The sequence below is a fragment of the Bradyrhizobium sp. BEA-2-5 genome (genome assembly GCF_032918025.1).
Classification (GTDB): domain Bacteria; phylum Pseudomonadota; class Alphaproteobacteria; order Rhizobiales; family Xanthobacteraceae; genus Bradyrhizobium; species Bradyrhizobium pachyrhizi.
Genome location: NZ_CP136629.1, coordinates 4,286,003 through 4,309,745 on the forward strand (window position 1 = coordinate 4,286,003; position 23,743 = coordinate 4,309,745).

Here is a 23,743-nt window from a genome sequence, read left to right on the forward strand (position 1 = left end):
ATGACACTTCAACTGCAAGAATCGTTCGGCACCTTTGCACCCTTCCTCGATGCAGTCTTTCACGCTGGGCACAATGCGGACATTCCAGATCGCCGGCTTCGCATGGAGGCCGTTGCCCTCGGCCTGAACGAAGGTGTCGGGTCTACCGGCGGCTTTCTCGTCGAAGAAGAGGTCGCTGAAGCCCTGTGGCAGAGGGTCTATGCCATCGGGTCCATCATCCGTCGCTGCGCGAAGATTTCCACTGGCAAACGCGAGGTGCGGATTCCCGCCATTGCAGACACCGGCGGGGTGGGCGCAGCGCGCTTCGGAGGCGTCCAGATCAGTTGGACCGATGAGGCGGCGCCGGGCGGGGAGACGCGCCCCAAGATCGATCTCCTCAAGATGAAGCTCAAGAAGCTGTTGGCCGTTGTTTATGCAGCCGACGAATTGCTCGAGGATGCACCCGCCCTGGCCGTGACGGTCGAGCGGCTCTTCGGCATAGCCGCTGCGTTCGAAATCGAGAAAGCAATCATCTCAGGATCCGGCGTCGGCGCACCGCTCGGAGTTCTAAATTCGCCCGCGCTGATCACCGTGGCGCCCGAGGCCGGGCAGGCAGCCGGTAGCGTTGTGCAAGAGAACCTCGCCAACATGGTCGAAAGACTATGGGGCCCGTCCCACGCCAACGCAGTTTGGCTGATGGGCAACGATGCCTTCAGCAGCATCCTGAAGCTCGAAAGCGAGCTTGGCCTCGAGCTCATCAAAACCGGAGCCGACGGGCAGCGCTTGTTGCATCAGATGCCGATCGAACTCTGCGAGTACACCACTTCGCTCGGCGTGGCTGGCGACATCGTGCTCGGTGATTTCAGTCAGTATCTGCTCGCCGAGCGAGAGCCCCAGTTCATGAGTTCGATCCACGTGAAGTTTATCACGGACGAATCGACGTTCAAATTCAGGTATCGAGCGGAGGGGCAGCCGGCGTGGGCATCCCCGATCACACCGGAGAATTCGGCCAACACTCAGTCCCCGTTCGTCGCGCTCGGGGCTCGTCCATGAACCGCGCTCTTCTCGACTTCAAGCGCGAGATCCGCGGCGCCAACGGCAAGGTGATGGCCTTCGATATCTCCGGCTACGGATCGACGCTGATGCCGCTATTCGAGCGGATGGGACGTGGTCAGAAGGTCTACGAGGATGAAATCCGCGAGGTGATGGGCCATCGTGGCGACGCTCTCGGCCCGACGAAGGCGGGCGATATCAGCCTCGTCCCGATCGCGAACTCGAACAAGGCTACCGCGGTCATTCCCCTTCGAGGTGTTGCGACCTATGCGATCGAGGCCTACGGATATTGTTTCTCGACGCTGAAGCTGTCGCAAACGCTCGGGCAATTGGCGAACGATCCCTCTGTCGCAAGCATCGTCCTGGACATAGATACGCCGGGTGGCGCCGTGACTGGGACGCCTGAAGCAGCTGACGCCGTCTGGGTGGCTCGGCAGAAGAAGCCGGTGGTCGGCATAATTAATCCGCTGTGCGCTTCAGCCGGCTACTGGATCGGCAGCCAGGCCACCAAGCTGATCTCGGTGCCGTCGGGTGACATCGGATCGATCGGCGTCTTCACGTGCCACTATGACTGCTCCGCGATGATGGCAGATGCCGGCATCAAGCCGACGTTCATCTACGCCGGCGAGTTCAAAACCGAGGGCAATGCCTTGGAGCCCTTGAGCAAGACCGGCCGCGATTTCTACCAGAGTGAGATCAACCAGACGTACGGCAGATTTCTCGACGCTGTTGGTCGCGGCCGCAGCGTGTCCGCCGCAACTGTCAAAGCTAAATTCGGGGGTGGTCGCACTCTCTCGGCGCCGGATGCCCTTCGTGTCGGCATGATCGATGCCGTTATGCCGCTCCAGCAAGCATTCACAGCGGCCAGCACCGGCGGGGCCGGAGTAGCAAGGCAGACGGCCCGCATTGCGACAACTGCGGAGACCGATCGGGAGCGCGAAGCGCGGCGTCTGCGCCTTAAGCTGGAGCGTGCCGCCATGACGCCGGACGAGCGAGAGGCCGAGGCACTGCGCATCAAACTGAGACTGGCGGAACTGTCATGAGCGCTCGGCATCTCGGACACATCGCGTATTGGGACGATCGACGGGGCTACGGTTTTCTGCGGCCGTCGGGAGCGCTTGAACGCGCTGACAACGTGTTCGTGCACGCGACGATTTTCACGGCCTGCGGCTTGCCACTCCCCGCGAAAGGCGAGCGCTACACGTTCGAGAAGCGCAGAAGGCCGGATGGCCGCGTCGATGCGGTGAACCTGGAGCGACTGTGATGGCCGCAGTAGCACTCTCGTCTCTACGCGTCTCGATGGACGGCGACGCCGGCGGTTACGTCAGGGCCGCTCAGCAGAAGGTCGACGCCGACAACAAGATGATTGCGAGCGACAGGGCCCGCAACGTCGCTCTAGCCCAGGCCGACGCCACGCTCGCGAAAGCAATCCCGGGGATGGCAGCCCTCAGCCGCTCGCTGCTCGACGGCTACGGCGCCGGCGCCGCCTTCGAAGCGCAGATCAGGAAAATCGGCAACGCTGTCGACCGCGGCATGGGCCTGGACCGCGCCGAGGTGCTGCTCGATGGGGTGTACCGCAAATTCGGCTTGACCGCCGATGCCGCAGCACTCGCCGAGAAGGGATTTGTCTCGATCGCGCCGGCCGTGGATGCGTTAAACGGCAGGATGGCGGCCGCGGCGGAGAATGCGCAGCGCCTACAGGCGAACATCCGAGCTCAGAATTTCCAACAGTCCATCAATACGTCGTTCGGGATCGGCGCAAATGACAACAGCGCGTCCCGGGCCGCCGACGTCGCGGCGCTGGGCGAGTCGCTCGATAACTTGCGGGCCAAATATTCGCCGCTATTCGCCGCACAGCGCGACTACCTCGGCACGCTGAAAGAGCTCCAGTCCCTTGAGGCAAAGACCGCGCTGACCGAGGTCGAGCGCGCCGCTGCCATTCAGCGGACAAAGGATGCTTTCGCCGCGCAGGTCGTCGGGATGCGGTCCGCGAGCGATGAAACCGACAAGTTCGGAAAGTCGGGGAGCACCGCGGCGCAAAAGCTCAACCAGCTGGGGTACCAGGTCAACGATATCGTCGGCGGCCTCGTCAGCGGCCAATCGCCGCTGACCATTCTGGCGCAGCAAGGAACGCAAATTTCGCAGATCTGGACGGCGGGCGCCACCACCGTCACCGGCGCACTCGCCGCGATCGGTGGCGTCACCGTGGTCGCCGGCATCGTGGCTGCTGCACAGGCGATCAGCAACTTGCGTAAAGAAATGGTTGAGCTCGGGGACGCCGCCCAGCGGACGAACGTCAGCACATCGAACTTTCAGTTGCTCCAGGCCGCGGGCCAATACAAGGGAGTGTCCCGAGACGAGAGCGCGGCCGCGGTGCAATCGTTGGCGGCGGGCCTCAATCAAGCACTGAAATATAGCAACAACCTCAGCCAGCTGTTTGCCCAAAACGGCGCGTCGTTGAAAACGCAGTCCGGCAACGCCAAGAACCTGGTCGACATCTTGGCCCAAGGCGCCGACTTCGTCCGGAACGCCCGCACCGAGCAGGACAAACTTTTGGTCGTGCAGCAACTCGGGCTCTCTCCGACAGCCGAAATGGTTCGATATCTTGAGCAGGGCGGCACCGCGATCAAGCTTGCGATGGAGGACGCTCGAACTCGCCGGCGGCGTGATCGATGAGCGGCTCATCCGGTCGGCGCAAGCGTTCGACGAGAAGTGGACCACGGCGACCACGAACATCTCGCTACGGATGAAGGCCTGGCTTGCCGAGACGTCGGATACCCTCGGCAAGTTGGCCGACAGCCCATTTTTTTCGAAGTTGGTCACGGCAGCCACCATGCTCCCCGTCATCGGGACGCCGATCGCTCTCGGTCGGTCAGCCTACAATGCCGTCGCCGGTGCCGCGGCGCCGTCGGCGGTCAACGATCCGCAGCGCCGGCTCGAGGGATCTTTCCAACTCGTTTCGGCCGAGAATGATCGCGTCGCGTCCTCGAGCCGGACCAAGCTTACGGCTGATACTCAGAAGTTGCTCTCGATCGAGTCGCAGCGGATCGGGCTGCTCGGTGCGACGGCGACGGTCGACCAGCAGGTCCGGGCTGCCGAGATCGGGCTCGATCAGGCACGACTGAACGGTATCGATCTCACCGACAAGCAGCGTGCCGCCGTTCTGCAGTTGGCCCGGGAGCAGGCGCTCGGTATTACGGCGATGAAGCAACAGGCCGACGCGACCCGGATCCAAGCCGAAACGCTCGGCATGTCCGCCGGGGCCGCCGCGGAATTCACGGCGGTCCAGACCCGACTCGCCGAGGCCCTGCGCAACAAGCAGGCGCTCACGGATCAGGACATCGCACAGATCAGGGCCCAGGCCGCTGCGCTGGGGCAGGCGGCCCAGGCGGCCGAGCAGGCTCGGGTGCGCCAAGATATTCGGTTCGGCTCGGCAACGGCCCTGCTGTCTCCAGATGACATCCAGATCGCCCAACAACTGAAGGGGCTCTATCCGGACGTCGCGACGGCGCTGGCCTCGGTAGAGGCGGCCGGGCTCCGCACCAACGCCGCGCTGAGCCAGGTCTCCTCGACCATCTCCGGCGACCTGGTGACCGGCATCACCGACGCGCTCGATGGCACCAAGAGCTTCGGCCAGGCGTTCTCGGACACCTCGAAGCTGGTGATCCGCGCGATCGAGGAGATGATCGTCAAGCTGCTGGTCGTCGGCCCGTTGATGCGGAGCCTGCAGAGCTCGTTCGGCGGCCTCACTGGGGGCAGCGGCGATTTCGGGTCACTTTTCGGGTCGGCCGGCGTCACCTATGGCACGCCCGGCGCCGCCGGCAGAAACCTGTTCGGCCCGATTGCGCCCAGTGCACTGGGCAACATCTTCTCCCGCGGCAACATCGTGCCCTTCGCGCGGGGCGGTGTCGTGACCCGGCCGACGCTCTTCCCGATGGCGAATGGTGGAACCGGTTTGATGGGTGAGGCGGGCCCCGAGGCCGTGATGCCGCTGCGTCGCGGTGCGGATGGACGTCTCGGCGTCTCCGCCGGTGGAATCGGTGGCGGTGCCGCCAACGACAACGGCGCCGCCGGCAGCGTCGTCGTGAACATTTACAACGCGCCGTCGGGCTCGGATCCTCAGACCAGCGTCAGCCGGACCAACAACGGTACGCAGGTCGACATCATGTTCAAGAACGCCGTCACCGGTCTCATGGTCGACGACGCCTCTCGGAATGGCCCGATTTCGCAGGCGATTGCTGCACGCCAGCGCGGCTTCAGGGGAGCGTGATCATGACCGAGGTGAACAGTGACCTCGATCTCCGCCGTCACCACAGGCGAGCTCGGAAAGCTCCTGTGGCGGCATTCACGGCACTAGGCCGTGAGCACGCCGCCGAGGACGCGCTCGCCGTGTTTTCAGGGTTGACGCTGGCCGACCGGGTTCTCGTTCATGCTTTGCAGCGCCAGCGGATGGCCGATCGATGCCGGCGGCTGACTGATGCCGGAATCTCCGAGGATCGGATTGCAGCTTGGGTGTCTGCGCATGCCGTTGCATTCGCGGCTCGCGTCCGTGAGATCGCCGTACGCGTCAAAACCTCTGCTGAAGAGGCTTCGTAACGTTCTCATTTTGCCTTGGCCTGTTGAAAAACGACGATTGCGGCCGCAGACTTTTCGACGACAGTTTGCATTCCAATCACCAGCGCAGCCCAGATGGCGAAGGATATGACTGCGTGCATTGCCCGACTGAGGCGGCGTACGGTCTTGTGCTTCGAACTTTGACCGGGTCTCAGCTCACGCAGCGCGCTGCTAAGACCGTTGAATTTCAGGTAGCCTAACCATTCAATGAATGCTTGCAGATAAAGGAAAATTGCTAAGTACGCGATTCCGCAGATCACCCAGAGGAACTTGCTCTGGGTCGCCTCAGCAGCGACCTGAAAAGTTGCTGCCAACGCGAGCCAGCCGAAAACTTTAAATACACCATCGACCAGCCCGCGCACGGAATAGATGAACGCGTGATCATCGGGGAGACTGAAGTGGTAAAACTGCCAAGCCATTTTATGAAGATCTGCTTTTCCAAGAGTCGCCGCCAAAGCGGTTAGCTAGCGGATTTTGCGAAACCACCGATGACGCCACCGATCAACCCTCCAAGTTTGACCAGTTGTGGAGCTGAGGCGTTTCGGTCCGCCATGATCGCATCTGCCGCCGAGGTGCCGCTCAGTGACTCAATCTTAGTTCCAAGTAGCCGCATCCCATAACCGGTGATCACCACGTCGCAGAACAGATCGCCCCCATTGCCATCATCGGCGACCTGTCCAAATCGGATCACCCCTTCATCGCGCAACCAGTCCATGATGTCCGAGAAGAGGCCATTGGAATCGACCGGATCGGGGTACCCAGCCTTCCGTATGTCCGACAAAAACTGTTCGGCGTAGAGACTGGATTTTGCGATGCCACCCTCCAGCAACACTCGAAGAATCGAGGCAACAATCAAGCTCTGAGCTTCAAGGTTATTCGGCCAAGAGCGCGATCCATCTTCAGATCGTCCCATGTGATTTCCTCACGAAAGATGGAGTTATATGTGCGCGTTGAGCCAGTCCCAGACGGCCGGGTTGAGCCATCCCTGATGTTGTCCATTCACCAGCTTAGTCACCATCAACCTGTCGTTTGTGTCCATGTGCCGCCGAATATCAGCATCAAGCGCATCGGCGGTACCAGTTGACTGAACGAACCAGACCGAATCCAGTCCTGGATCCTTTATGTGCGGATACCGCGACATATGATCGATCAATCGCTGTCGAGCATCAGCGTAGTTCGACCGGTGTCGGTTGAGATCCCATGTCACTAAATAAACGCCCATTCCTCATCTCCTTGATTCGCGTATTGCGATCAGGGTGCTAAAAAATACGCGTGAGGCGAGTGCAACGTAAGGTTATCCCGGCTATTCACAGGCGAAGGTCAGGAGCCGCCGCTGCTAAGGTCCCCGAGGCGCAGTGGCCTCCGCGCACGTCAGAGCTCTCGATAGCTCCGCTGCAGGAAGATCTTGTTCTCCGCCGAAAGACGGTCCGATACGGCGTTTAGAAAATCGCAAGCCTTGAGGAGGAGGCTCCGAAGCCGTACAGCTGTAAAGGGCTCTTTTTCGCTTTGAATAATTACAAGCGTCTCGCTGCGCTCAATCACCTGTCCTTGTCGGTTGCCGGCCAATTGTAGAAATGCATCGATCGACGTGAGGAGCTCGTGATAATCGTCCGAGTATTTGCAGATTCGAATCTTCGTCGAGTGCAAGAGACGACTGAGTACTTGATACAGCGTGATCGTTTCAGGCGTTTCGATGAAGAACGGCGATTTGGGCGGTGACAGCAGCTTGCACGTCGCGGCCGTTACGGCACGCATTTCGCCGGCTGCCTCGCAGGCCTCAGCAAAATTCCGCGCGGACGCCGCGAACGTGAGTAAATCACGCCTCGCCATGATCTCGGCAAAATCGTCCAGGTCATCCTCAACATCGTTCGTTGGATCCGGCCAATCGTGAATCTTCACAGCATCGAATGCATGCAGTCGAGCCATCGATTCGATAACTTGGTCATACAAAAAGACGATGTCTCGGCTCATGCCGCGTCATCCTCCGCGCTTAATGTGGCCTCTCTTCCATTTGAAGAGCACCGTCAGCTTCGGCCTGCCCATCGTCTTCGATGAGTTGACGGACGAGATCGGTGTAGGCTTGCATCGTGCGCTTTTCGAGCTCCAGGTAGAATGGGAATTGCAGATCGACTATTGGCCTAGGATATCGTGTGCGCGTGTCTTCATCGATGTGCGGATCATGCCATTCGAGGAACTTGCCATCATCGTCTTTGCGCTTTGTTCTTTCGAAGAGTTCACGGTAACGTCTGTGTGAGATGCCGTGAAAATGCATGAAGTCCACAGCCGGATAACCTTGGTACCGTCCTCTATCTGCTCCTTCGATTTTCACCGAATCCCCATGGAGAGCGGCACTCAGGCTCTTGGGATAGGGTTCGAGGAATATAACCTTTGCGATCCCTGCGGCGACGACGTGCTTTGCGCACATGTGGCATGGAAAAGTTGTTGTGTAGAGAGTTGCATCTGCCAGAGAGCGGCCAAGCCTTGCCGCATCACATATCGCCGACATCTCGGCGTGGATTATTCGACCGTACTCCAACGCGTCCATGAACTGAGATTTGTTGACCGCTGGTTTCGTAACGGCGTCGGCATCGAGTCCTAGCGCTTTGACGAGGTCGAAGAGGAGCTCGCGCTTCCGCTGATCGTTGCTATCGTACTCTCGCACATAATCTCGATCATCGAATTGATTGGGGTCGTCGCACCAATATGTTCCGCCAGTCGCCTTGGGTACTTCATTCGAGCCCATTGTGAGAATCTCTCCTTCCGAAGAGAAGATTGCTGCGCCCACCTGACGTGAAAGGTCCAGGGTTCTCAGCGCCGCCGATTTGGCGACGAACATCCCGTATTCATCTCTGGTCGGTGAAATTCGGTTGGATCCAAACAGGAGGTTCACGAACCGGCAGATCTGATCCTCCAGCGCGGCATCGCTGGCGGCATCCGCATTGAGGATAAGATCGCCGTTGTGGAAGATCGCCGATACCCGTTGGCCGTGGGTGTTGCCTGCTTCATTTTGGTCGGTCTGGACGATGGCCTCAGCCAAAGAGCGGTACGGATCGCTTGTCCCCGAGTTCTCGGCCCGCGCAAACGCCTTGGCGAGGTGCTCAACTCGAGCTCCGGTTCTGGAATAAATGGAAACTTGGAAGAAGACGCGGCCGTAGATGGACCTCAGCAGGTCGATCTCTTCGCGTCTCTTGAATTGATGAAGAAAGAAAACGTTCTTCTCGGGAGAGGAGACCTTGTCAGCAGCGCGTTCTACTCGCTTTTTCACGATGCTTGCGATCGTTAGACCAGCAAGCAATGCGTCGTCCTCGAAATACTCTCGAACTTGATTGCCGTATTTGATGTACCGTTCCAGGCGAAGGTGAGGTGGACTCGTAACGAGTTCCTCCTTCGGCGGAACGACCTTTTCAAGTTCCTCGAAGACGTCCGTTACTTTGATGGGGATGACGTTGTACCCGAACCTTTCGAAGTGGGTGCGGAAGTGCTTTAACGACGACGTCATCTCGACGCCGACAGGTGCAACGAATCCCAAAAAGATCTCGGGAAAGTCAATGCGCGTAAATGCGGCACACAACGGAATTTACTCCTTTTTAACAAAATGCTAGTTTATTCTCTGATGTCTTGCGCAGGATGATTCCGGATGAATCTGAAGATTCAACATACGAGTGCTTCCGTCCTGCAGCACTCGAGCGAATTGCTCCAAGCTCATCAGGCAATTATCGATACTTGGTACGCGTCTTGGTCGAACGAACAGCGCTCCAAAGCCGACGCGCTGCGTCGCAGGAGAGAGGCACACTCTTCCTCGCGGGATGCACTTGTCTCGAATGGGGCTGACTGGCTCAGCCCTGTCGACCTTGAGAGCGGTTTGTGCCTGACGGTCAAGGGCTAGAGCCTGTCTGCTATGCCGCGCAGCGGGTGCTGCAGTCGGCCTAGTGGTGGATTGACCAGATAAACTTCCATCTATCTCTCCCGTGATTCGTCGAAGGCGATCAGGATGCAGTACCGCTCGCGGTAGGCGAGCAGTTTTGCCTGCTATCCACGATTCCCACAGGCGACTTAGGAGCAAATGTCCTTGTCGAAGTCGATCAGGTCGCGGTCGGACACCACCCGCCGGGCCATTCAGTCGTCCTGATTACGCTGGAATCAGCAGCATGATCAGCTGTACGTCGACTTTCACATCGATTCTTATGGACATGTGGCCTCCTTTCCCAGGACCGAACTACTGAAGGCATCCAGCTGGGTCGTCTGTTTCCTGTCGTGGATTACTCTCCCGCGCCCCCGGAGAGCGGCCGGTTAGTTTAGCCGGACCGGAGAAGCGTCGTCATCAACAACGCCGCCTGCGTGGCTGGATCCTCGTCGACCATGACAATATCGGCTAGGGATTCAGAGCAATCATGAATTCCTGACCGAAGGGGGAAAGGCCGAAGCTAGCGCCATTGGGATGAGATCCGCTGAACTTCTCGCCACATTTGATTTCATAGAGAAAATTAAAGCTCGCACGGACGGCGGACACGCGCACGCCCAACGCGCCCGCTGTATCAAAGTCGCCGATCGAGCCTTCTTCTTCATTGTTGGTCCGCTGTAAGATTGCTGCGTCTAGAGGGTGGAGCTTTTTGAGCGTTTCGATGAATTCGGGTCGTACATCGTGTGCGCGGCCCGGGTCCAAAGCATTGGCCAGCAGCCGAGCCCAGAGCTCTTGCATTTCCTCGCGCGGCTCACCCTGTGCTGCTTCCAGCAGTGGGATGGCGATGCTCTCGGGAGCTTCGACCCGCTCGTTGATGTTCCTGTCGCGCAAAATCTTCTCTGTTTTTCTGGTGATAGCGTCTAGCCTTCGTTGGCGTGCGGCCGCAATGGAATCGCCGATCAGAAGCCCATAGATGTTGCCGATCGCCGGACCAACCGCGCGGCCGCCTTCGCGGACGAGATCGACAGTATTGTTCACGGCCTTCGCGCCCTCGGTGATCGCCTCTTCGTAAGGCATCTTGCTCCTGTCGTCGGTCACGCCTGAGGTCTCCATATGCAATGGTGGTAGCGATTGTCCCACTTCGACTCTCGCCCGTTCTGTGTGCTGTTGGGAAATACCGACAGCACATACCTCGGTCTTACTTTCTAGCCATTGCGCGTGCACGCTTGTGTCAGCGTCGCTGCCGCAATCCCGTCTCAATCAACCGCCGAACCGCCTCCGGACGGCTAGGGAACGGGGGCTGCTGGTTGCCAATCCAAGCGTCCAATTCGGCCAAAAGCCCTGGCTGCATCCGCACAACCACCGGTTCGCCCTTGCCGGTTGGCGGCGGACCGCGTTTCCGTTTCTGTGGAATCACGGTTTTCTTTTTCATGATTCCTTGGTATCACGGTAGCGAGCCGACCGGAAGCGGCAACTTCCGGTTCGGCCCTAACCCTGTCCACGGAGAACGGATCCATGTCGAAGGCTGCATCAACCTCTACCAGAGTCGCCATCGCGGAATTGCCGATCGGAATGACCAACCAGTACGGCAACCTGGAGGATCAGGTGAGCGACCTTGTCCGCGCCGTCGATATCCTAACGAAGTTCGTTGAGGAGACTGCCCAAAGGAAGGCTCCGGAAAGCTGCTTCGCCAAGGGCGTCGACCCGGACAACTTCGTTGAGATGGGCGACGAGGCGCGCGAGCGGCTGCTGTTCTCGGCATATGAGGCCGACAAGAGAGCTCGAGCTCTCCGCGACTTCGTGCACGATCCGAAGTCGGGTGTAAGTTGGTAAGTGCTTGGAATCGTTCGTCCCGGGAGTAACGATCGTTGCGAGTTCGTTGCTGCACGATGACCGTCACGTAGACCGTGACGGTCCATCCGGAGGTGCTTCGATCAGTGTCTCGCTTTGCGTCTCGCCGGCGTCCCGGCCGGGGCCGATATCGCTGTTTGATCAGAGGCTTCGCCGTCCCGGCCAGGGTTTCGCCGGTGTTCCGATTGCTGTTTCGCAAGCTCCTCGCACACCCCTGAACACGGGTACCGAATTGAACCGGCTAGCCTTTGCGTCCGCGCGCACATCCTCTGACAAGGTGTCAGCACAGCGGCCGCAAAACGCGTGCCACCAATGCGGTTTCTATGCGGCCATCCACCACCAATGTCAGTGTCAAGGCCCTGGCCAAAAATCGGCGGTGGATGACTTTGTTCAAGATGCTTCCGGATCGACTCTCGAAACACGTAAGAATCGTTGGCAACGTTTCAGAGGCATTTGAGAGCAACGAACATGGCTCCCCGCAAAGAATCATTCACCCAGACCAGGGTGACTAGACTGTTGAAAGCGACCAAAGACGCAGGCGTTAAGGTCGAGCAACTCGAGGTCGAGCCGACGCGAATGATCTTCTATTTCGACCAAAGAGAAACCGAAGTACTGCCAGCAACTGACAGCGCAGAAGACTTGATCTAATGCCGAAGGGGAAACCAGTAGGTTGGCCGGACCTGATGGTCGCTAAACCGACCAAATCAGGCGTGGCCTATTACTGGGCGCCGTCACCTCATGTGCGAGAGCGCTGTCCGATCAAAGCGAAGGCGCTGGGCGTGGATTACGGCGAAGCTAAGCGCTACTGCGATGAGGTGTTAAACCCCCACTATCAGGCATGGCTGACCGGCCAGGGCCTTCCTGACGGTGAGGGGCCGCTGCGGGGGTCGTTCGACTGGATGGTCGGCGTCTACAAGCGCCATCCGAAATACAGCAAGCTGCCTCTGGAAACGCGCTCGAGCTACGATCGAATGCTCGCGCTGGTCTCTAAGTTTCCGCTCAAGGATGGCCGCGCATTCGGCGCGCTGCTGCTCTCGTCCATAACACCCGGCGCCGCAGACAAACTCTACGATCGGATCAAAGAGAAGCCCGGCGGCGGCGAGCGCAACAAGACGGCCGTGCTCGCGATGAAGGTAAGCCAACGTGCCTGGAATGTGGCTCGGCGCTCTGAGCCGAAGGTTGTGCCGTCGGAGAATCCGTTTGCGAAGATGGGGTTGACCTATAAGGCAAAGCAGACCCAACCATTACGCTATGACCAGTTGATGCGGTTTGTTGAGGCCGCCGACGCCGCCGGCGAGTTCTCGATCGGTACGGCAGCCATGATCGCGTTTTTCTGGCTGCAGCGCGAGAAGGACATCTTGGAGCGTCTGACATGGACGCATTATCGTCCCGAAGGCGCGCCGATAGCGAAGATCTTTCACCACAAGACCGGCGAGCCGGTCGACATGCCGCTGCTCGACGAGGATGGAAGCGACCTCTGGCCGGATCTTACACGCCGCCTGGATAGCGCGCCGCGCCACGGAACGTTGATCGTGACGCGGGATATCGTCGATCGATGGAAGAAGGTTCGGCTCCCCTGGAAGTATCGATACTTCGCCGACAGAGTCGCGGAGATCAAAGCTGCCGCCGGCATCGGCCCGGAATTCAAATTCATGGGGCTCCGTCATGGTGGCAACACGGAGGGTGGAGACGCAGGCTTGACCGACGCCCAGATCCGCGCGCTATCCGGTCATCGGTCGCCAAACATGACGGTCCTTTACACGAAGCAGACGATGAATCAGCGTCGGACAGCGGCGCGGATGCGACGAGACTCGAGAACGAAAGGTGGGCAAATATCGGAATGAGCAGGTGACGCGATGTCGGAATGACACCGGCAACATCTGCTAAGTGATTGATTTGTTGGTGAGCGCGCTGGGGCTCGAACCCAGGACCCCGTGATTAAAAGTCACGTGCTCTACCGGCTGAGCTACGCGCTCACTCACCTGAACATTAGATCCGGACGCCAGCGGTGAACCGCTCCGGATCGTGCTCCAGCCCGCGCTGTGTAGGGGGCAGGGCCCATCGGGTCAATAGCCGAAGGGCGGTCAATTGTGTACCGGCGCGCCGGATTTGCCGTTCCGGCGCCTGCGGTTAGGGCCGTTTCTTGAAGTCGGCCAAATCCGGCGCTAGTTGTCGCGGCGGATTTCCGAGCCGACCGGCTGCGACGGGGCGCCGACCGGGGGCAGGGCGACCGGGCGCAGGCCGATCAGCTCGGCGGTGCGGATCGCGCTGTCGCGCCAGAATGCGAACTCGTTGATCCGCGAATTTTCCAGGATGGCGATGGCGACGGCGGCGAGGAACGGCAGGCTCTGCAGCACCAGCACGCCGGCGAAGATGTAGATCTCGGTGATCTGCCGGAAGCTGTTGGAGGCGACCAGCACGCCGGCGCCGATCACAAGCAGGGCGCCGATCACGGCTTCCCAGAATGCCTGGAACTCGATCGACATCCGGCTGAGGCCGCCCTTGGAGGTGCGCGCGAACGCGATGTGCTCGGTGATCAGGCCCTGCGCGACCGCGCGCGACACCGTCCACTGCACGCTCATCGCCGCGATCATCGCCCCTAACATCTGGCCGGCCTTGATGTTCACGCGCAGCCGGTAGAGCGCGACGAAATGTACCAGCGAGACGACGAAGGCGCCGATGATCGGCAGCGTCAGGATCTTGTCGGGAATGGCGATGTCGGCGAAGGCGACGATCGGCACCCAGACGAGGTTGAGTAGCGCCACGACAACGCCGAGGCTTTCGGCGCCCAGCCAGTTCAGCCAGCCGAGCGAGAACTCGCGGCGCTGGTCGGGCGTCAGCCGGCTCGTACCCGGCAGGAAGCGGCGCCAGTGCTTCTTGACGATCTGGAGGCCGCCATAGGCCCAGCGGTGCCGCTGCTTCTTGAAGGCCTCGTAGGTGTCGGGCAACAGGCCCGCGCCGTAGCGGGTGTTGGTGTAGTGCGTGGTCCAGCCGAGCTCCTGGATCGCAAGGCCGAGATCGCTATCCTCGCAGATCGTATCGCTCGACCAGCCGCCGGCCATGTCCATCGCGGCGCGGCGGATCAGGCACATCGTGCCGTGCACGATGATGGCGTTGGCCTCGTTGCGCTGGACCATGCCGATGTCGAAGAAGCCGGCATATTCGCCGTTCATGATGTAGTGCATGATCGACAGGTCGCCGTCGCGATGCTCCTGCGGCGCCTGCACCAGGCCGACGCGCGGATCGGCGAAGGCCGGCACGAGGTCCTTGAGCCAGTCGGGCTCGACGACATAGTCGGCATCGAGGATGCCGATGATCTCGGCATCGGCGGCGGTGCGGTCCATCGCGATGCGCAGCGCGCCGGCCTTGAAGCCCTGCACCTTCTCGGCGTTGATGAACTTGAAGCGTTCACCGAGCGCGCGGCAATGGTCCTGGATCGGCTGCCAGAAGGCGGGATCCGGCGTATTGTTGATGATGACCACGCATTCGTAGTTCGGATAGTTCAGCCGCGACACTGCATCGAGCGTCTGCTTGAGCATCTCGACCGGCTCGAAATAGGCCGGGATGTGGATCGAGACCTTCGGAAACTTCACGTTCTCGCCGATCGTGGCGGGCGCGAGCGGCGCGCTCTTGCCGATCAGCCGGCGCGGGCCGCGGCCGAACGCGACCGCAGCGATCTCCTCGATCCGGGCCATCGCGATCAGGACCAGCGGAACCAGCAGCACCAGGCCGAGGCTGAGCGCGAAGGCCGAGCCCCAGACGAAGTAGTGCGTGGTCCAGTACGAGAACACGGTCGCGACCCACGCGCCAACGCCGTTGGCGGCCGCCGACAAGAGCAGCGCCTGCATCACGGTCGGCTGGTCCAGCCGCAGGATCGGCAGCGACATGAACAGGCCGACCAGGACGGCGACCAGCGCAATCTTCCAGTAGTTCAGATCGGTCACCGGGCCGGTCCAGGCGAATTTCGGCTCGCGGCTGGCGTTGAGGATGCCCCAGTACGGACCGACGCCGCCTTCGAAGAACTTCCAGGGCTGATCGATGGCTTCGACGATGTTGTATTCCATGCCGATGGCCTCGGCACGGGTGACGAAGTCGCGCAGGATCAGCGCCTGCTGGAACGGGCCCGGGTCGGCGTTGCGCAGATTGTAGCCCTGGCTCGGCCAGCCGAACTCGGCGATCACGATGCGCTTGCCGGGGAACAGGTTGCGCAGCAGGTTGTAGCGGTCGACGGCCTGGTCGACCGCCTGGTCCGAGCGGAAGTTTTCCCAGTAGGGCAGCACGTGGGCGGCGATGAAATCGACGGAATTGGCGAGTTGCGGATGGTCGCGCCAGATGTTCCAGATTTCACCGGTCGTGACGGGGACGTTGACCGACTTCTTGACCCGCTGGATCACCTTGATCAGCCGGTGCACGTTGTTTTCGGCGACTGCCCACTTGATCGCTTCAGCGCGCTTGCTCAAGCCGCTGCTGCCGTTCTCATCCGGCTGCATTTCGGCGTCGTGAAGACGCTGCGCTTCCTCGCGAAGAATCCTCTCGGACTCCTCGGGCGGCACGCCGATCTCCGGAACCGAACCGAGGTTTTCCAGCGGCACCTGCTCGCCGCGGAACACGGTTTCGTTGCCGACCACGATGCCGATGACGTTGCTGTTGCGTTTGGCCAGGTTGATCGCGGCTTCGATCTCGCGGTTGTTGCGGTTGGCGTCCTTGTCGATCCACGCGCCAACCGTGACCTTCATGCCGAACTCGGCGGCGACCGGCGGCACCAGCTCATTGCCTTCGGTCGACGAATAGAGGCGGACCGCCTTTGTGAGCGTGGAGAGCTTCTTCAGGTCGGCGCGCACCTTCTCGGTGTCGGCGGCAACGTCTGCGACGGTGTGGCCTGACTCGAACGGAGCGTAGGACAGGCTCGGCAGCGTGCCACGGAAATCGGGCGCCGACTGCCTCTCCTGGAAGAGACCCCACAGGGCGGCGTGGGCGGCGGTGACAAGCAACAGGACGGCGACGACGGCGCGCATCGCGGTTAAACCATACGGGGCCTGAGATTGAGGACTAAGCGAACCCGTCCCCTAGGTTCGACCAACACGACAGCGGAGGGAAAGATATCTCCGCCATCCGATTTAACAACTGGTGTGCCGCGATGGCGTTTTAAGGGCGCAAGCCGTTCCAGCCGCGAAAAAAAATCGCGGTCGGACCCCGTCGCGGGATACGGCTATTTCGACGCCGGCGCAGGTGCCGCCGACGGGGTCGGTGCAGGCGAAGGCGACGCCGCCGGTGCCGGTGCGGCGGTGCCGGCCGTCGCCGGCGCCGGGGTGGGAGCAGCGGCCGCCGCCGCAGCCTGGGGCTGCGCGCCCGGATTGATCCAGCAGGCGTGGATGCGGCCGTCGAGGCTGCCGCGCACCTTGTCGTCGATCTGGCCACCGAACCGGGTCAGGCAGCGGAACGCGGCCTGGATGTGGCCGCCGGGACAGCCGAAGCGGTCGTAGAGGTCGAGATGGCGGAACGCGGTATCGAGGTCGTCGCGCCACATCAGCCGCACCACGCGCCGGCCGAGCCAGACGCATTCGGGGTTGCCGGCCGGGCCGTTGATGACCTGCTGGGCCTCGACGAATTCCTCGACCTTGCGCTGGTTGGCTTCCCGTGCGGCATTTGCGTTGGCGTCGGGCTGTCCAGGCTGCTGTTTGGCCTGATCCGGCGGATTCGGCGTGCCGCTCTGGGCGAACGCGCCGCCGGCCCCAATGAGGAGCGCAAGGCCCGTGACTAGGCCCGTTACGGCAAGATGGCGCAAACTAGTGTTCTTCAACTCAAGCAGCCGTCGACGCATGTATTCCCCGATAATGTTCCTGCCCCCGCGGGATCATCCTAACGGCTCGCGTGATGCCGTCCAAATAGGTCTCCAGTGCGGCGGAGACTCTGGCGAAATCTGATGACTGGAATTTGGTATTTTGTCCAGCAAACTCACAACTTTATCGACCCAGCGCAAAACTGTCGCAGGACAACCATGGTATTGACCTAATCCCGCTCTTGGCAGATGGGCTGTGACCGGCTAATTCGACGGTCCCCCGGAGGATGGAACCGATTTCGCTTCGTACGCCGCTGGCGCTTCTCCTGATCTCGTTCGCCGTGATTGCATCCGTGTGGTGGTGGCTCGCCACGCCGATTACGCTCGTGCGCGCGCCGATCGATCCCGCTGCAAAGCTGCAATGCGTGTCCTATACGCCGTTCCGCGGCGCGCAGACGCCATTGGATCCCACCACGCAGATTCCAGTCGAGCAGATCGAGCAGGATCTGACCGATCTCGCCAAGGTCACCGACTGCGTGCGCACCTATTCGATCGAGAACGGCCTCGACCAGGTCCCCGGCGTTGCGGCCAAGGTCGGGCTGAAGGTGATGCAGGGCATCTGGCTCAGCAGCAACCGCTTCAAGAATTTGCAGCAGATCGCGATCGCGGTCCGGCTCGCCAAGGAGTATCCTGGCGTCATCACCACGCTCATCGTCGGCAACGAGGTGCTGCTGCGCGGCGAGATGACCGCCACCGATCTTGCCGGCAACATCCGCGCGGTGAAGGCAGCGGCGGGCAATCTTCCTGTCACCTATGCCGACGTCTGGGAGTACTGGCTGAAGAATCGCGAGATCTCCGACGCGGTCGACTTCGTCACGATCCACATCCTGCCGTATTGGGAGGATTTCCCGGTCAAGGCGAAGTTCGCCTCCGCCCATGTCGAGACGATCCGCGAGCGCATGGTGGTGGCGTTCCCCGGCAAGGAGATCCTGATCGGCGAGACCGGCTGGCCGAGCGAGGGGCGCATGCGCGAGGGCGCATTGCCGTCGCGCACCAACCAGGCGCGGGTAGTGTCCGAGATCCTCGACCTCGCCAAGCGCGAGGGCTTTCGGGTCAACCTGATCGAGGCCTATGACCAGCCCTGGAAGCGCAAGCTCGAGGGCACCGTCGGCGGCAATTGGGGCCTGTTCGATTCGATCAAGCGGCAGGTGAAATATCCGCCCGGCGTTGCTATCACGAACTATCCGGACTGGAAGCTACAGATGGCGGGCGGCATGGCGCTGTCCGTCGCCACATTCCTCGCGGCCTGGCTGACGCTGCGCCGCCGGCCCTGGACGCCGCGGCCGTCGGCCTGGATCGCGGTCGCCGTTTCGGCGACGACGGCGGGGGCGCTGCTCGGGATTGCCGGCGACAAGATGTATTACGAGAGCTACGGCGTCGGCGGCTGGCTGCATTGGGGCGCGCTGCTCGCGGCGGGCATTGCCGCGCCACTGCTGACGGCGCATGCGCTGATCGCCGGGCGGTCGCTGCCGACCTTCCTGGAGCTGGTCGGGCCGCGCGACTATCGCGGCAAGGGCGTGATCGGCGCGGTGTTGGCGATTGTGCTGATCATCACCACCGTGATTGCTGCCGAAACCGCGCTCGGCTTCACCTTCGATCCGCGCTACCGCGATTTCCCGTATGCCTCGCTGACCATGGCGGTGGTGCCATTCGCGCTGCTGACCATGCTCAATCGCCCGAAGGAAGGCATCCGGCCGCTCGCGGAATCCGTGTTCGCCGGCCTGCTGGTGATCGCCGCCGGCTACACGATCTACAACGAGGGCACGATCAACTGGCAGTCGGACTGGACCTGCGTGATGTACCTCTTGCTCGCCGCTACGCTGTGGCGGGCGCGGGCCGAGCAAACCCAAGAATGAACAGGCCGATCGCAAGGCCCGACAACACGACGTTGTAGAGCACGATGCCGAGGCCGGCGGCGACGATGCCGACGGTGAGCAGCACGATCGACGGCCGCATCAGGTTCAGCGTCGCCACCACCAGCGCGACGATGCCGAACACCGAATTCTTGAACAGGACGGTCGACAGCGCGCGAGCCTTGCAGAGCATGGTCTGCGCGCCGGCGTCGCAGGCCAGCGCAACGGGAGAGAACTCGATTGCCAGATAGCGCACGTAGAGCGAGTAGCCGACGGTGACGAAGCCCACGACCATCAGGAACTGGACCTGATAGGGGGAGAGGCGGAACGGAGGTTTTGTCATCGCGGCACTATGGTCGGGATCGGGTTGCGGGACAAGCTCGGTCGGAGCATCGAAATCGGTTGAAAATCCGGCCACAATCCCTTGGCCAACATGATTATTGGCTGTTCCGCCGGAATATCGAGGAGATCGTGGTCGGCTCCGGCTTCTTGTCCTCGGCGACCGGCTGCTGCGGCGGCGGCGATGGTGGTGCGGCGGCGCGCTTCGGCACGGCCCGCCGATGCGATGGCGCCGGCTTGGCTCCGGCGGGCGGCTCGTTGAGGGCCAGCCGCTGGCCGTCATAGATCGCCGTCTCGCAGGTCCGCTGCACCAGGCTGAGGCCCGCGCAGATCCTGGCGGCGGTGCCGGCGTCGTTCAGCGGTCCAGCCACCAGGCGCAACTGCATGCCGAGCCCGTTGCTGTTCTCCTTGATCACGATGATCGGCCGCAGCGCCGCCAGCGGCGCGTTGGCCTTCGACTTCAACAGGCCGCGCCACAGCGCGCGCAGTCCATTGACCGAATTGGCCGTGCCGAGATCGACGCCGAACTCGGTGCGGTGGATCTGTGCCTGCGGCGCATCGTCCTCGGCGTCCGGATCCGCTGTGATCACCAGCGGCGGCATCGGTGCGGTGGTGACATCGTTGGCGGTCGGCGGCTTGACCGCTTCGGTTGCCTTGTTCGCCGCAGGATCGAGCGATGCCAGGACCGGCTTGTCGGCAAGCGGCTTGTTATCCGCGACCAGCGCCGGCGCTGCGGGGGAATCCTCGGCGCCGGCCGCGGCGGCGCTCATCGGACTGGCGATCGATGCGGCCGCGGCGGAATTCGGCGGCGAATTGCCGGAGACTGGCGGCTTCTCCGCGACGGCCTGCGGCTTGGCGGCCGCGAGCACCGGTTTCTTGTCGGCCGTTGCCGGCTTTTCGGCCGCCGCAACCGGCTTCTCGATCGGCCCAGTCGCCTTGCTGTCGCCGGCTGCGGGCTTGTCGACCGCCGCCGGTTTGTCCAACGCGACCGGCGGCGTCGTTGCGACGGCGGCAACGGTTGGCGCGGAGGCGGCGGGCGACGAACTGGCGGTTCCGGGCGAGGGCGCCGCTGCCAAGGGCGATGGTGCCGGCGGCTGCCTCGCGATCGCGCCGGTTACGGAGTCGAGACCCTGCTCCAGCGTGGTGACGCGCGAATACAGCCGGTCGCGGTCGCCGTTAAGCGTATCGATCGCGGACGCGAGCCGGCGCGTCTCGTTGTGGCTCTCCTTCGCCAGCGTCTGCAACTGCTGGGCCTGTCGCGCGAGGTCCGCTGCGGCGACCTGGTCGCGCCGCAGCGACAACGCCGACTGGTTGGCCATCACCGCGACGGTGACGGCGCCGACCGCGGCAACGCCCCACGAGCCGAGCCGCCACAGCATGCGGCGATCCAGAGCATCCTCCTCGGCCAAAAAGCCGGTGGTGCTCTCGGTGTCGAATTCCGCCGCCAGATTGTCGCGATCTTTGGCCAAAGCCCGCTTGGCCCTCCTCAAGGCCCGCCGAATCACGAGGCAAAGATTAACAGGAAATGGACCGGGAACTTGAATCCGGAGCGCCACGGAGGCGAATCGGTTTCTTCTGCCGGGGAAAACAATTAAAGACGGCCTCGAAGACAGCTTTGCGCGCGAACTGCGCGCGACATCGAGGATTGCGAATGACTGCGCGAACGAGCCTGACAGTGGTGCTTGCGGCCGGCGAGGGCACGCGGATGCGCTCGTCGCTGCCGAAGGTGCTGCACCCCGTGGCCGGGCAGCCGCTGCTGGCGCTTGTGCTCAACGCCGCCGCCTCCGGCGAGGGATCGCAGCTGGCGGTCGTGGTCGGCCCGGACCATGAGGCGGTCGCAGCCGAAGCACGCCGGGTGCGGCCCGACGCGCAGACCTTCGTGCAGCGCGTACGGCTCGGCACCGCGCATGCGGTGCTGGCGGCACGCGAGGCGATCGCCCGCGGTGCCGACGACCTCTTGGTCGCCTTCGGTGACACGCCGCTGATCTCGGCCGAGACCTTTGCGCGGCTGCGCGCGCCGCTGCGCGACGGCGCGGCGCTTGCGGTGCTCGGCTTCCATGCCGCCGACCCGACCGGCTACGGCCGGCTGGTGGTCGAGAACGGCAAGCTGGTCGCGATCCGCGAGCAGGCCGACGCCAGTGCGGATGAGCGCAAGATCGATCTGTGCAATGCCGGCGTGATGGCGATCGACGGCAAGAAGGCGCTCGCGATCATCGAGAAGATCGGCAATGCCAATGCCAAGGGCGAATATTATCTGACCGATGCCGTCGGCATTGTCAGGGAACTCGGACTGGAGTCCGTCGTGATCGAGACCAGCGAGGACGAGGTGCGCGGCATCAACACCAAGGCGCAGCTCGCCGAAGCCGAGGCCGTGATGCAGACACGGCTGCGCAACCAGGCGCTCGAGGCCGGCGTGACCCTGATCGCGCCGGAAACCGTCTATCTTGCCGCCGACACCAAGTTCGGCAAGGACGTGACCATCGAGCCGTTCGTGGTGATCGGCCCCGGCGTGTCGATCGCGGACGGCACCGTGATCCATTCCTTCTCGCATATCACCCAAGCCACGATCGGCAAGAAGGTGGAGCTCGGCCCCTATGCGCGGCTTCGTCCCGGCACCTCGCTCGGCGACGGCGCGCGCATCGGCAATTTCGTGGAGACCAAGGCGGCGACGCTGGAGGCCGGCGTCAAGGTCAACCATCTCTCCTACATCGGCGATGCCACCGTCGGCGCCAACTCCAACATCGGCGCCGGCACCATCACCTGCAACTACGACGGCTTCAAGAAGCACAAGACGGTGATCGGGAAGGGCGCGTTCGTCGGCACCAACTCCTCGCTGGTCGCTCCCGTGAAAATCGGCAATGGCGCCTATATCGGCTCCGGCTCGGTGATCACGAAGGACGTTCCTGACGATGCGATGGCGCTCGAGCGCAGCGAGCAGTCCATCCGCGAAGGCGGCGCCGCGCGCTACCGCACGGCGAAGCTGAAGGAGAAGGCTGCGAAGGGGAAGTGATGCCGTCGTCGTGCTTCGGGACGGCCGCGTCGCGGCTTCATGACGGTGATAGAGACGAGCCCGCACCCTCCTCAACCGTCGTCCTGGCGAAAGCCAGGAGGTAGATTCACATTCGAAGTGCAACACTTGAGCAAAGGCCTCGGCAGGCGTGCGGTAGTCAAGGCATTTGCGCGGGGTGTTGTTGTAGGCGGCGATGAACTGGCGGAATTTGGCGGTCGAGAGGGTTACGAGATCGGTCTTGCGGGGAATAAAGCGGCGCATCCTGCCGATAGCGTTCTCGATGCCGCCCTTCTGCCAGGGGGCGTGGGGATCGCAGAAGAAGGTCTCGATCGAGAGGCGGTGCAGCGCCAGGTGACCGGCGAACTCGGTGCCGTTGTCGAAGGTCACGGTCTGGCGCAGCTCCTGTGGCAGGGTCGCGAAGAAGCCCACGAGATGGCGGGCGACACCGCGCGCGACCTTGCTGGCAAGGCGGATGCCGAGCAGCAGACGCGAGGTGCGCTCGTGCACGGTCAGCACGGCCTGACCGTATTTCGAGAACATCATCAGGTCGGCCTCCCAGTGTCCGGGCACGCTGCGGTCGGCCACTTCGATCGGCCGATTTGCCAAGGAAACACGGCCTTCGATGAAGCTTGCGGGGCTGCCGCCCCTCTTGCCGCGGCGGCCGCGCTTGCTCTTGGCGCGCGGCAGATAGCGCCGCCAGTTGAAATCCGTGGTGCGCCTGAGTTGGGCATAGATGAAGCGGTAGATGGTCTCGTGCGAGATCACCTTGCGCCCGGACTCGCGGGCCAGCCGGCCGGCGACCTGCTCGGGCGACCAGCCCCGGCGAAGGCGTTCCAACACCGCGCGGCGCAGGCCGGGCTCCCGTTCGAGGCGTCCGCCCGTCCAGCGCCGCGCTCGCATCTGGTGCTGGGCATAGTTTGGCTTGTAGCCGACCTGGCTCCCCCGATTGCGCCTCAGTTCCCGAGAGACCGTTGATGGCGAGCGATCCAGAGCTGCCGCGATTTGCCGGACCGAGCTGCCATTGGCCGATAGGCAGGCAATCTCGCATCGGTCGTCCAGAGAGAGCTGCTTGTAAGTCCGCCCCATGGCAACACCTCCTCAAGGAAGTGTTGCACTTCGTTTGCGAACTCAGGGGACTCATAACCACCGAATTCGGTGATGAACGGGATCGCGGCCCCAGCGTCGCGCAACAACCAAGATTTGGGGTAATGGGTCCTGGCTTTCGCCAGGACGACACTGCGTGTGTTGCGCGATCTGTGAGTCACACATCCGCATCGGGTGACGGGGTTCGCAACGGGCCGATC

The 23,743-nt window shown here is 62.2% G+C and carries 20 protein-coding genes, 1 tRNA gene and 1 pseudogene; 10 read left to right on the forward strand and 12 right to left on the reverse strand.

The window, feature by feature from the left end; all coding sequences use genetic code 11:
* From RX327_RS20025 to RX327_RS20050, 6 genes are read left to right on the forward strand one after another with little or no spacing between them, the layout of a single operon-like run.
* The gene (locus tag RX327_RS20025; RefSeq protein WP_317246886.1) at nucleotides 1-1,032 is read left to right on the forward strand and encodes a phage major capsid protein; all 1,032 of its coding nucleotides are present in this window, start codon (nucleotides 1-3) and stop codon (nucleotides 1,030-1,032) included.
* Entirely contained in the window at nucleotides 1,029-2,075 is a 1,047-nt protein-coding gene (locus RX327_RS20030; RefSeq protein ID WP_317246887.1) for a S49 family peptidase, read from the forward strand. Before RX327_RS20025 ends, RX327_RS20030 begins: the two co-directional genes overlap by 4 nt.
* Nucleotides 2,072-2,296 carry a hypothetical protein gene (locus RX327_RS20035; protein WP_317246888.1) on the forward strand — a complete coding sequence of 75 codons (225 nt, stop codon included), beginning with the start codon at nucleotides 2,072-2,074 and terminating at the stop codon, nucleotides 2,294-2,296. Before RX327_RS20030 ends, RX327_RS20035 begins: the two co-directional genes overlap by 4 nt.
* Nucleotides 2,296-3,708, forward strand: coding sequence for a phage tail length tape measure family protein (locus tag RX327_RS20040; RefSeq protein ID WP_317246889.1), 1,413 nt, complete (start codon nucleotides 2,296-2,298; stop codon nucleotides 3,706-3,708). The genes RX327_RS20035 and RX327_RS20040 overlap by 1 nt, the downstream gene beginning before the upstream one ends.
* Entirely contained in the window at nucleotides 3,698-5,302 is a 1,605-nt protein-coding gene (locus RX327_RS39290) for a phage tail tape measure protein (protein ID WP_410712067.1), read from the forward strand. Before RX327_RS20040 ends, RX327_RS39290 begins: the two co-directional genes overlap by 11 nt.
* Nucleotides 5,303-5,304: 2 nt before the next feature.
* Nucleotides 5,305-5,628 (forward strand): hypothetical protein, encoded by a 324-nt coding sequence (locus RX327_RS20050; RefSeq protein WP_317246890.1) that lies wholly within the window; start codon nucleotides 5,305-5,307, stop codon nucleotides 5,626-5,628.
* Between the two features lie 5 nt (nucleotides 5,629-5,633).
* On the opposite strand, the gene RX327_RS20055 is transcribed toward RX327_RS20050, so the two are convergent.
* The 6 genes from RX327_RS20055 to RX327_RS20080 all read right to left on the reverse strand — a co-directional run bounded on the left by RX327_RS20055 (nucleotide 5,634) and on the right by RX327_RS20080 (nucleotide 10,645).
* Entirely contained in the window at nucleotides 5,634-6,065 is a 432-nt protein-coding gene (locus tag RX327_RS20055) for a hypothetical protein (protein WP_317246891.1), read from the reverse strand.
* A 41-nt stretch (nucleotides 6,066-6,106) separates the two neighbouring features.
* Nucleotides 6,107-6,559 (reverse strand): hypothetical protein, encoded by a 453-nt coding sequence (locus RX327_RS20060; RefSeq protein WP_317246892.1) that lies wholly within the window; start codon nucleotides 6,557-6,559, stop codon nucleotides 6,107-6,109.
* Between the two features lie 24 nt (nucleotides 6,560-6,583).
* Nucleotides 6,584-6,868: a hypothetical protein gene (locus RX327_RS20065; RefSeq protein ID WP_317246893.1), complete on the reverse strand. Its 285-nt coding sequence runs from the start codon at nucleotides 6,866-6,868 to the stop codon at nucleotides 6,584-6,586.
* A gap of 149 nt (nucleotides 6,869-7,017) precedes the next feature.
* Nucleotides 7,018-7,617 carry a hypothetical protein gene (locus RX327_RS20070; RefSeq protein WP_317246894.1) on the reverse strand — a complete coding sequence of 200 codons (600 nt, stop codon included), beginning with the start codon at nucleotides 7,615-7,617 and terminating at the stop codon, nucleotides 7,018-7,020.
* A gap of 19 nt (nucleotides 7,618-7,636) precedes the next feature.
* Nucleotides 7,637-9,217, reverse strand: a complete 1,581-nt coding sequence (locus RX327_RS20075; RefSeq protein WP_317246895.1) for an anti-phage dCTP deaminase — start codon at nucleotides 9,215-9,217, stop codon at nucleotides 7,637-7,639.
* A gap of 801 nt (nucleotides 9,218-10,018) precedes the next feature.
* The gene (locus RX327_RS20080) at nucleotides 10,019-10,645 is read right to left on the reverse strand and encodes an Abi-alpha family protein (protein WP_317246896.1); all 627 of its coding nucleotides are present in this window, start codon (nucleotides 10,643-10,645) and stop codon (nucleotides 10,019-10,021) included.
* Nucleotides 10,646-11,062: 417 nt separating this feature from the next.
* On the opposite strand from RX327_RS20080, the gene RX327_RS20085 reads away from it, so the two are divergent.
* Both RX327_RS20085 and RX327_RS20090 read left to right on the forward strand, forming a co-directional pair.
* Nucleotides 11,063-11,380, forward strand: coding sequence for a hypothetical protein (locus RX327_RS20085; protein WP_317246897.1), 318 nt, complete (start codon nucleotides 11,063-11,065; stop codon nucleotides 11,378-11,380).
* 665 nt (nucleotides 11,381-12,045) lie between these two features.
* Nucleotides 12,046-13,242, forward strand: coding sequence for a tyrosine-type recombinase/integrase (locus RX327_RS20090; RefSeq protein ID WP_317246898.1), 1,197 nt, complete (start codon nucleotides 12,046-12,048; stop codon nucleotides 13,240-13,242).
* A 56-nt stretch (nucleotides 13,243-13,298) separates the two neighbouring features.
* Here the strand turns inward: RX327_RS20090 and RX327_RS20095 are convergent.
* The 3 genes from RX327_RS20095 to RX327_RS20105 form a co-directional block, all read right to left on the reverse strand.
* Nucleotides 13,299-13,374: transfer RNA gene (locus RX327_RS20095), tRNA-Lys, on the reverse strand.
* Nucleotides 13,375-13,563: 189 nt separating this feature from the next.
* The gene (locus RX327_RS20100; RefSeq protein ID WP_317246899.1) at nucleotides 13,564-16,413 is read right to left on the reverse strand and encodes a glycosyltransferase; all 2,850 of its coding nucleotides are present in this window, start codon (nucleotides 16,411-16,413) and stop codon (nucleotides 13,564-13,566) included.
* 194 nt (nucleotides 16,414-16,607) lie between these two features.
* Nucleotides 16,608-17,219, reverse strand: a complete 612-nt coding sequence (locus RX327_RS20105) for a beta-1-3, beta-1-6-glucan biosynthesis protein (protein WP_317246900.1) — start codon at nucleotides 17,217-17,219, stop codon at nucleotides 16,608-16,610.
* 245 nt (nucleotides 17,220-17,464) lie between these two features.
* On the opposite strand from RX327_RS20105, the gene RX327_RS20110 reads away from it, so the two are divergent.
* Nucleotides 17,465-19,093, forward strand: a complete 1,629-nt coding sequence (locus RX327_RS20110; RefSeq protein WP_317246901.1) for a beta-(1-6) glucans synthase — start codon at nucleotides 17,465-17,467, stop codon at nucleotides 19,091-19,093.
* On the opposite strand, the gene RX327_RS20115 is transcribed toward RX327_RS20110, so the two are convergent.
* On the reverse strand, nucleotides 19,053-19,433 hold the full coding sequence (locus RX327_RS20115) for a hypothetical protein (RefSeq protein WP_317246902.1): 381 nt from the start codon (nucleotides 19,431-19,433) through the stop codon (nucleotides 19,053-19,055). The two genes, RX327_RS20110 and RX327_RS20115, sit on opposite strands and share 41 nt — an antisense overlap.
* Before the next feature lie 94 nt (nucleotides 19,434-19,527).
* Nucleotides 19,528-20,898, reverse strand: a complete 1,371-nt coding sequence (locus RX327_RS20120) for a hypothetical protein (RefSeq protein WP_050384386.1) — start codon at nucleotides 20,896-20,898, stop codon at nucleotides 19,528-19,530.
* Nucleotides 20,899-21,080: 182 nt separating this feature from the next.
* Between RX327_RS20120 and glmU the strand changes: the two genes are divergently transcribed.
* Nucleotides 21,081-22,439 carry a bifunctional UDP-N-acetylglucosamine diphosphorylase/glucosamine-1-phosphate N-acetyltransferase GlmU gene (gene glmU, locus RX327_RS20125; RefSeq protein ID WP_317246903.1) on the forward strand — a complete coding sequence of 453 codons (1,359 nt, stop codon included), beginning with the start codon at nucleotides 21,081-21,083 and terminating at the stop codon, nucleotides 22,437-22,439.
* 225 nt (nucleotides 22,440-22,664) lie between these two features.
* Here glmU and RX327_RS20130 read toward each other — a convergent pair.
* A pseudogene (locus RX327_RS20130) lies at nucleotides 22,665-23,525 on the reverse strand (IS30 family transposase); the annotation flags it as partial.
* Nucleotides 23,526-23,743 lie beyond the last annotated feature (218 nt).

Coding starts and splice junctions, on each gene's coding strand:
- RX327_RS20100 (WP_317246899.1), bottom strand. CDS start 16,413: ATGCGCGCCGTCGTCGCCGTCCTGTTGCTTGTCACCGCCGCCCACGCC.
- RX327_RS20090 (WP_317246898.1), top strand. CDS start 12,046: ATGCCGAAGGGGAAACCAGTAGGTTGGCCGGACCTGATGGTCGCTAAA.
- RX327_RS20040 (WP_317246889.1), top strand. CDS start 2,296: ATGGCCGCAGTAGCACTCTCGTCTCTACGCGTCTCGATGGACGGCGAC.
- RX327_RS20110 (WP_317246901.1), top strand. CDS start 17,465: ATGGAACCGATTTCGCTTCGTACGCCGCTGGCGCTTCTCCTGATCTCG.
- glmU (WP_317246903.1), top strand. CDS start 21,081: ATGACTGCGCGAACGAGCCTGACAGTGGTGCTTGCGGCCGGCGAGGGC.
- RX327_RS20065 (WP_317246893.1), bottom strand. CDS start 6,868: ATGGGCGTTTATTTAGTGACATGGGATCTCAACCGACACCGGTCGAAC.
- RX327_RS20055 (WP_317246891.1), bottom strand. CDS start 6,065: ATGGCTTGGCAGTTTTACCACTTCAGTCTCCCCGATGATCACGCGTTC.
- RX327_RS20070 (WP_317246894.1), bottom strand. CDS start 7,617: ATGAGCCGAGACATCGTCTTTTTGTATGACCAAGTTATCGAATCGATG.
- RX327_RS20050 (WP_317246890.1), top strand. CDS start 5,305: ATGACCGAGGTGAACAGTGACCTCGATCTCCGCCGTCACCACAGGCGA.
- RX327_RS20060 (WP_317246892.1), bottom strand. CDS start 6,559: ATGGGACGATCTGAAGATGGATCGCGCTCTTGGCCGAATAACCTTGAA.
- RX327_RS20030 (WP_317246887.1), top strand. CDS start 1,029: ATGAACCGCGCTCTTCTCGACTTCAAGCGCGAGATCCGCGGCGCCAAC.
- RX327_RS20025 (WP_317246886.1), top strand. CDS start 1: ATGACACTTCAACTGCAAGAATCGTTCGGCACCTTTGCACCCTTCCTC.
- RX327_RS20085 (WP_317246897.1), top strand. CDS start 11,063: ATGTCGAAGGCTGCATCAACCTCTACCAGAGTCGCCATCGCGGAATTG.
- RX327_RS20105 (WP_317246900.1), bottom strand. CDS start 17,219: ATGCGTCGACGGCTGCTTGAGTTGAAGAACACTAGTTTGCGCCATCTT.
- RX327_RS20035 (WP_317246888.1), top strand. CDS start 2,072: ATGAGCGCTCGGCATCTCGGACACATCGCGTATTGGGACGATCGACGG.
- RX327_RS20115 (WP_317246902.1), bottom strand. CDS start 19,433: ATGACAAAACCTCCGTTCCGCCTCTCCCCCTATCAGGTCCAGTTCCTG.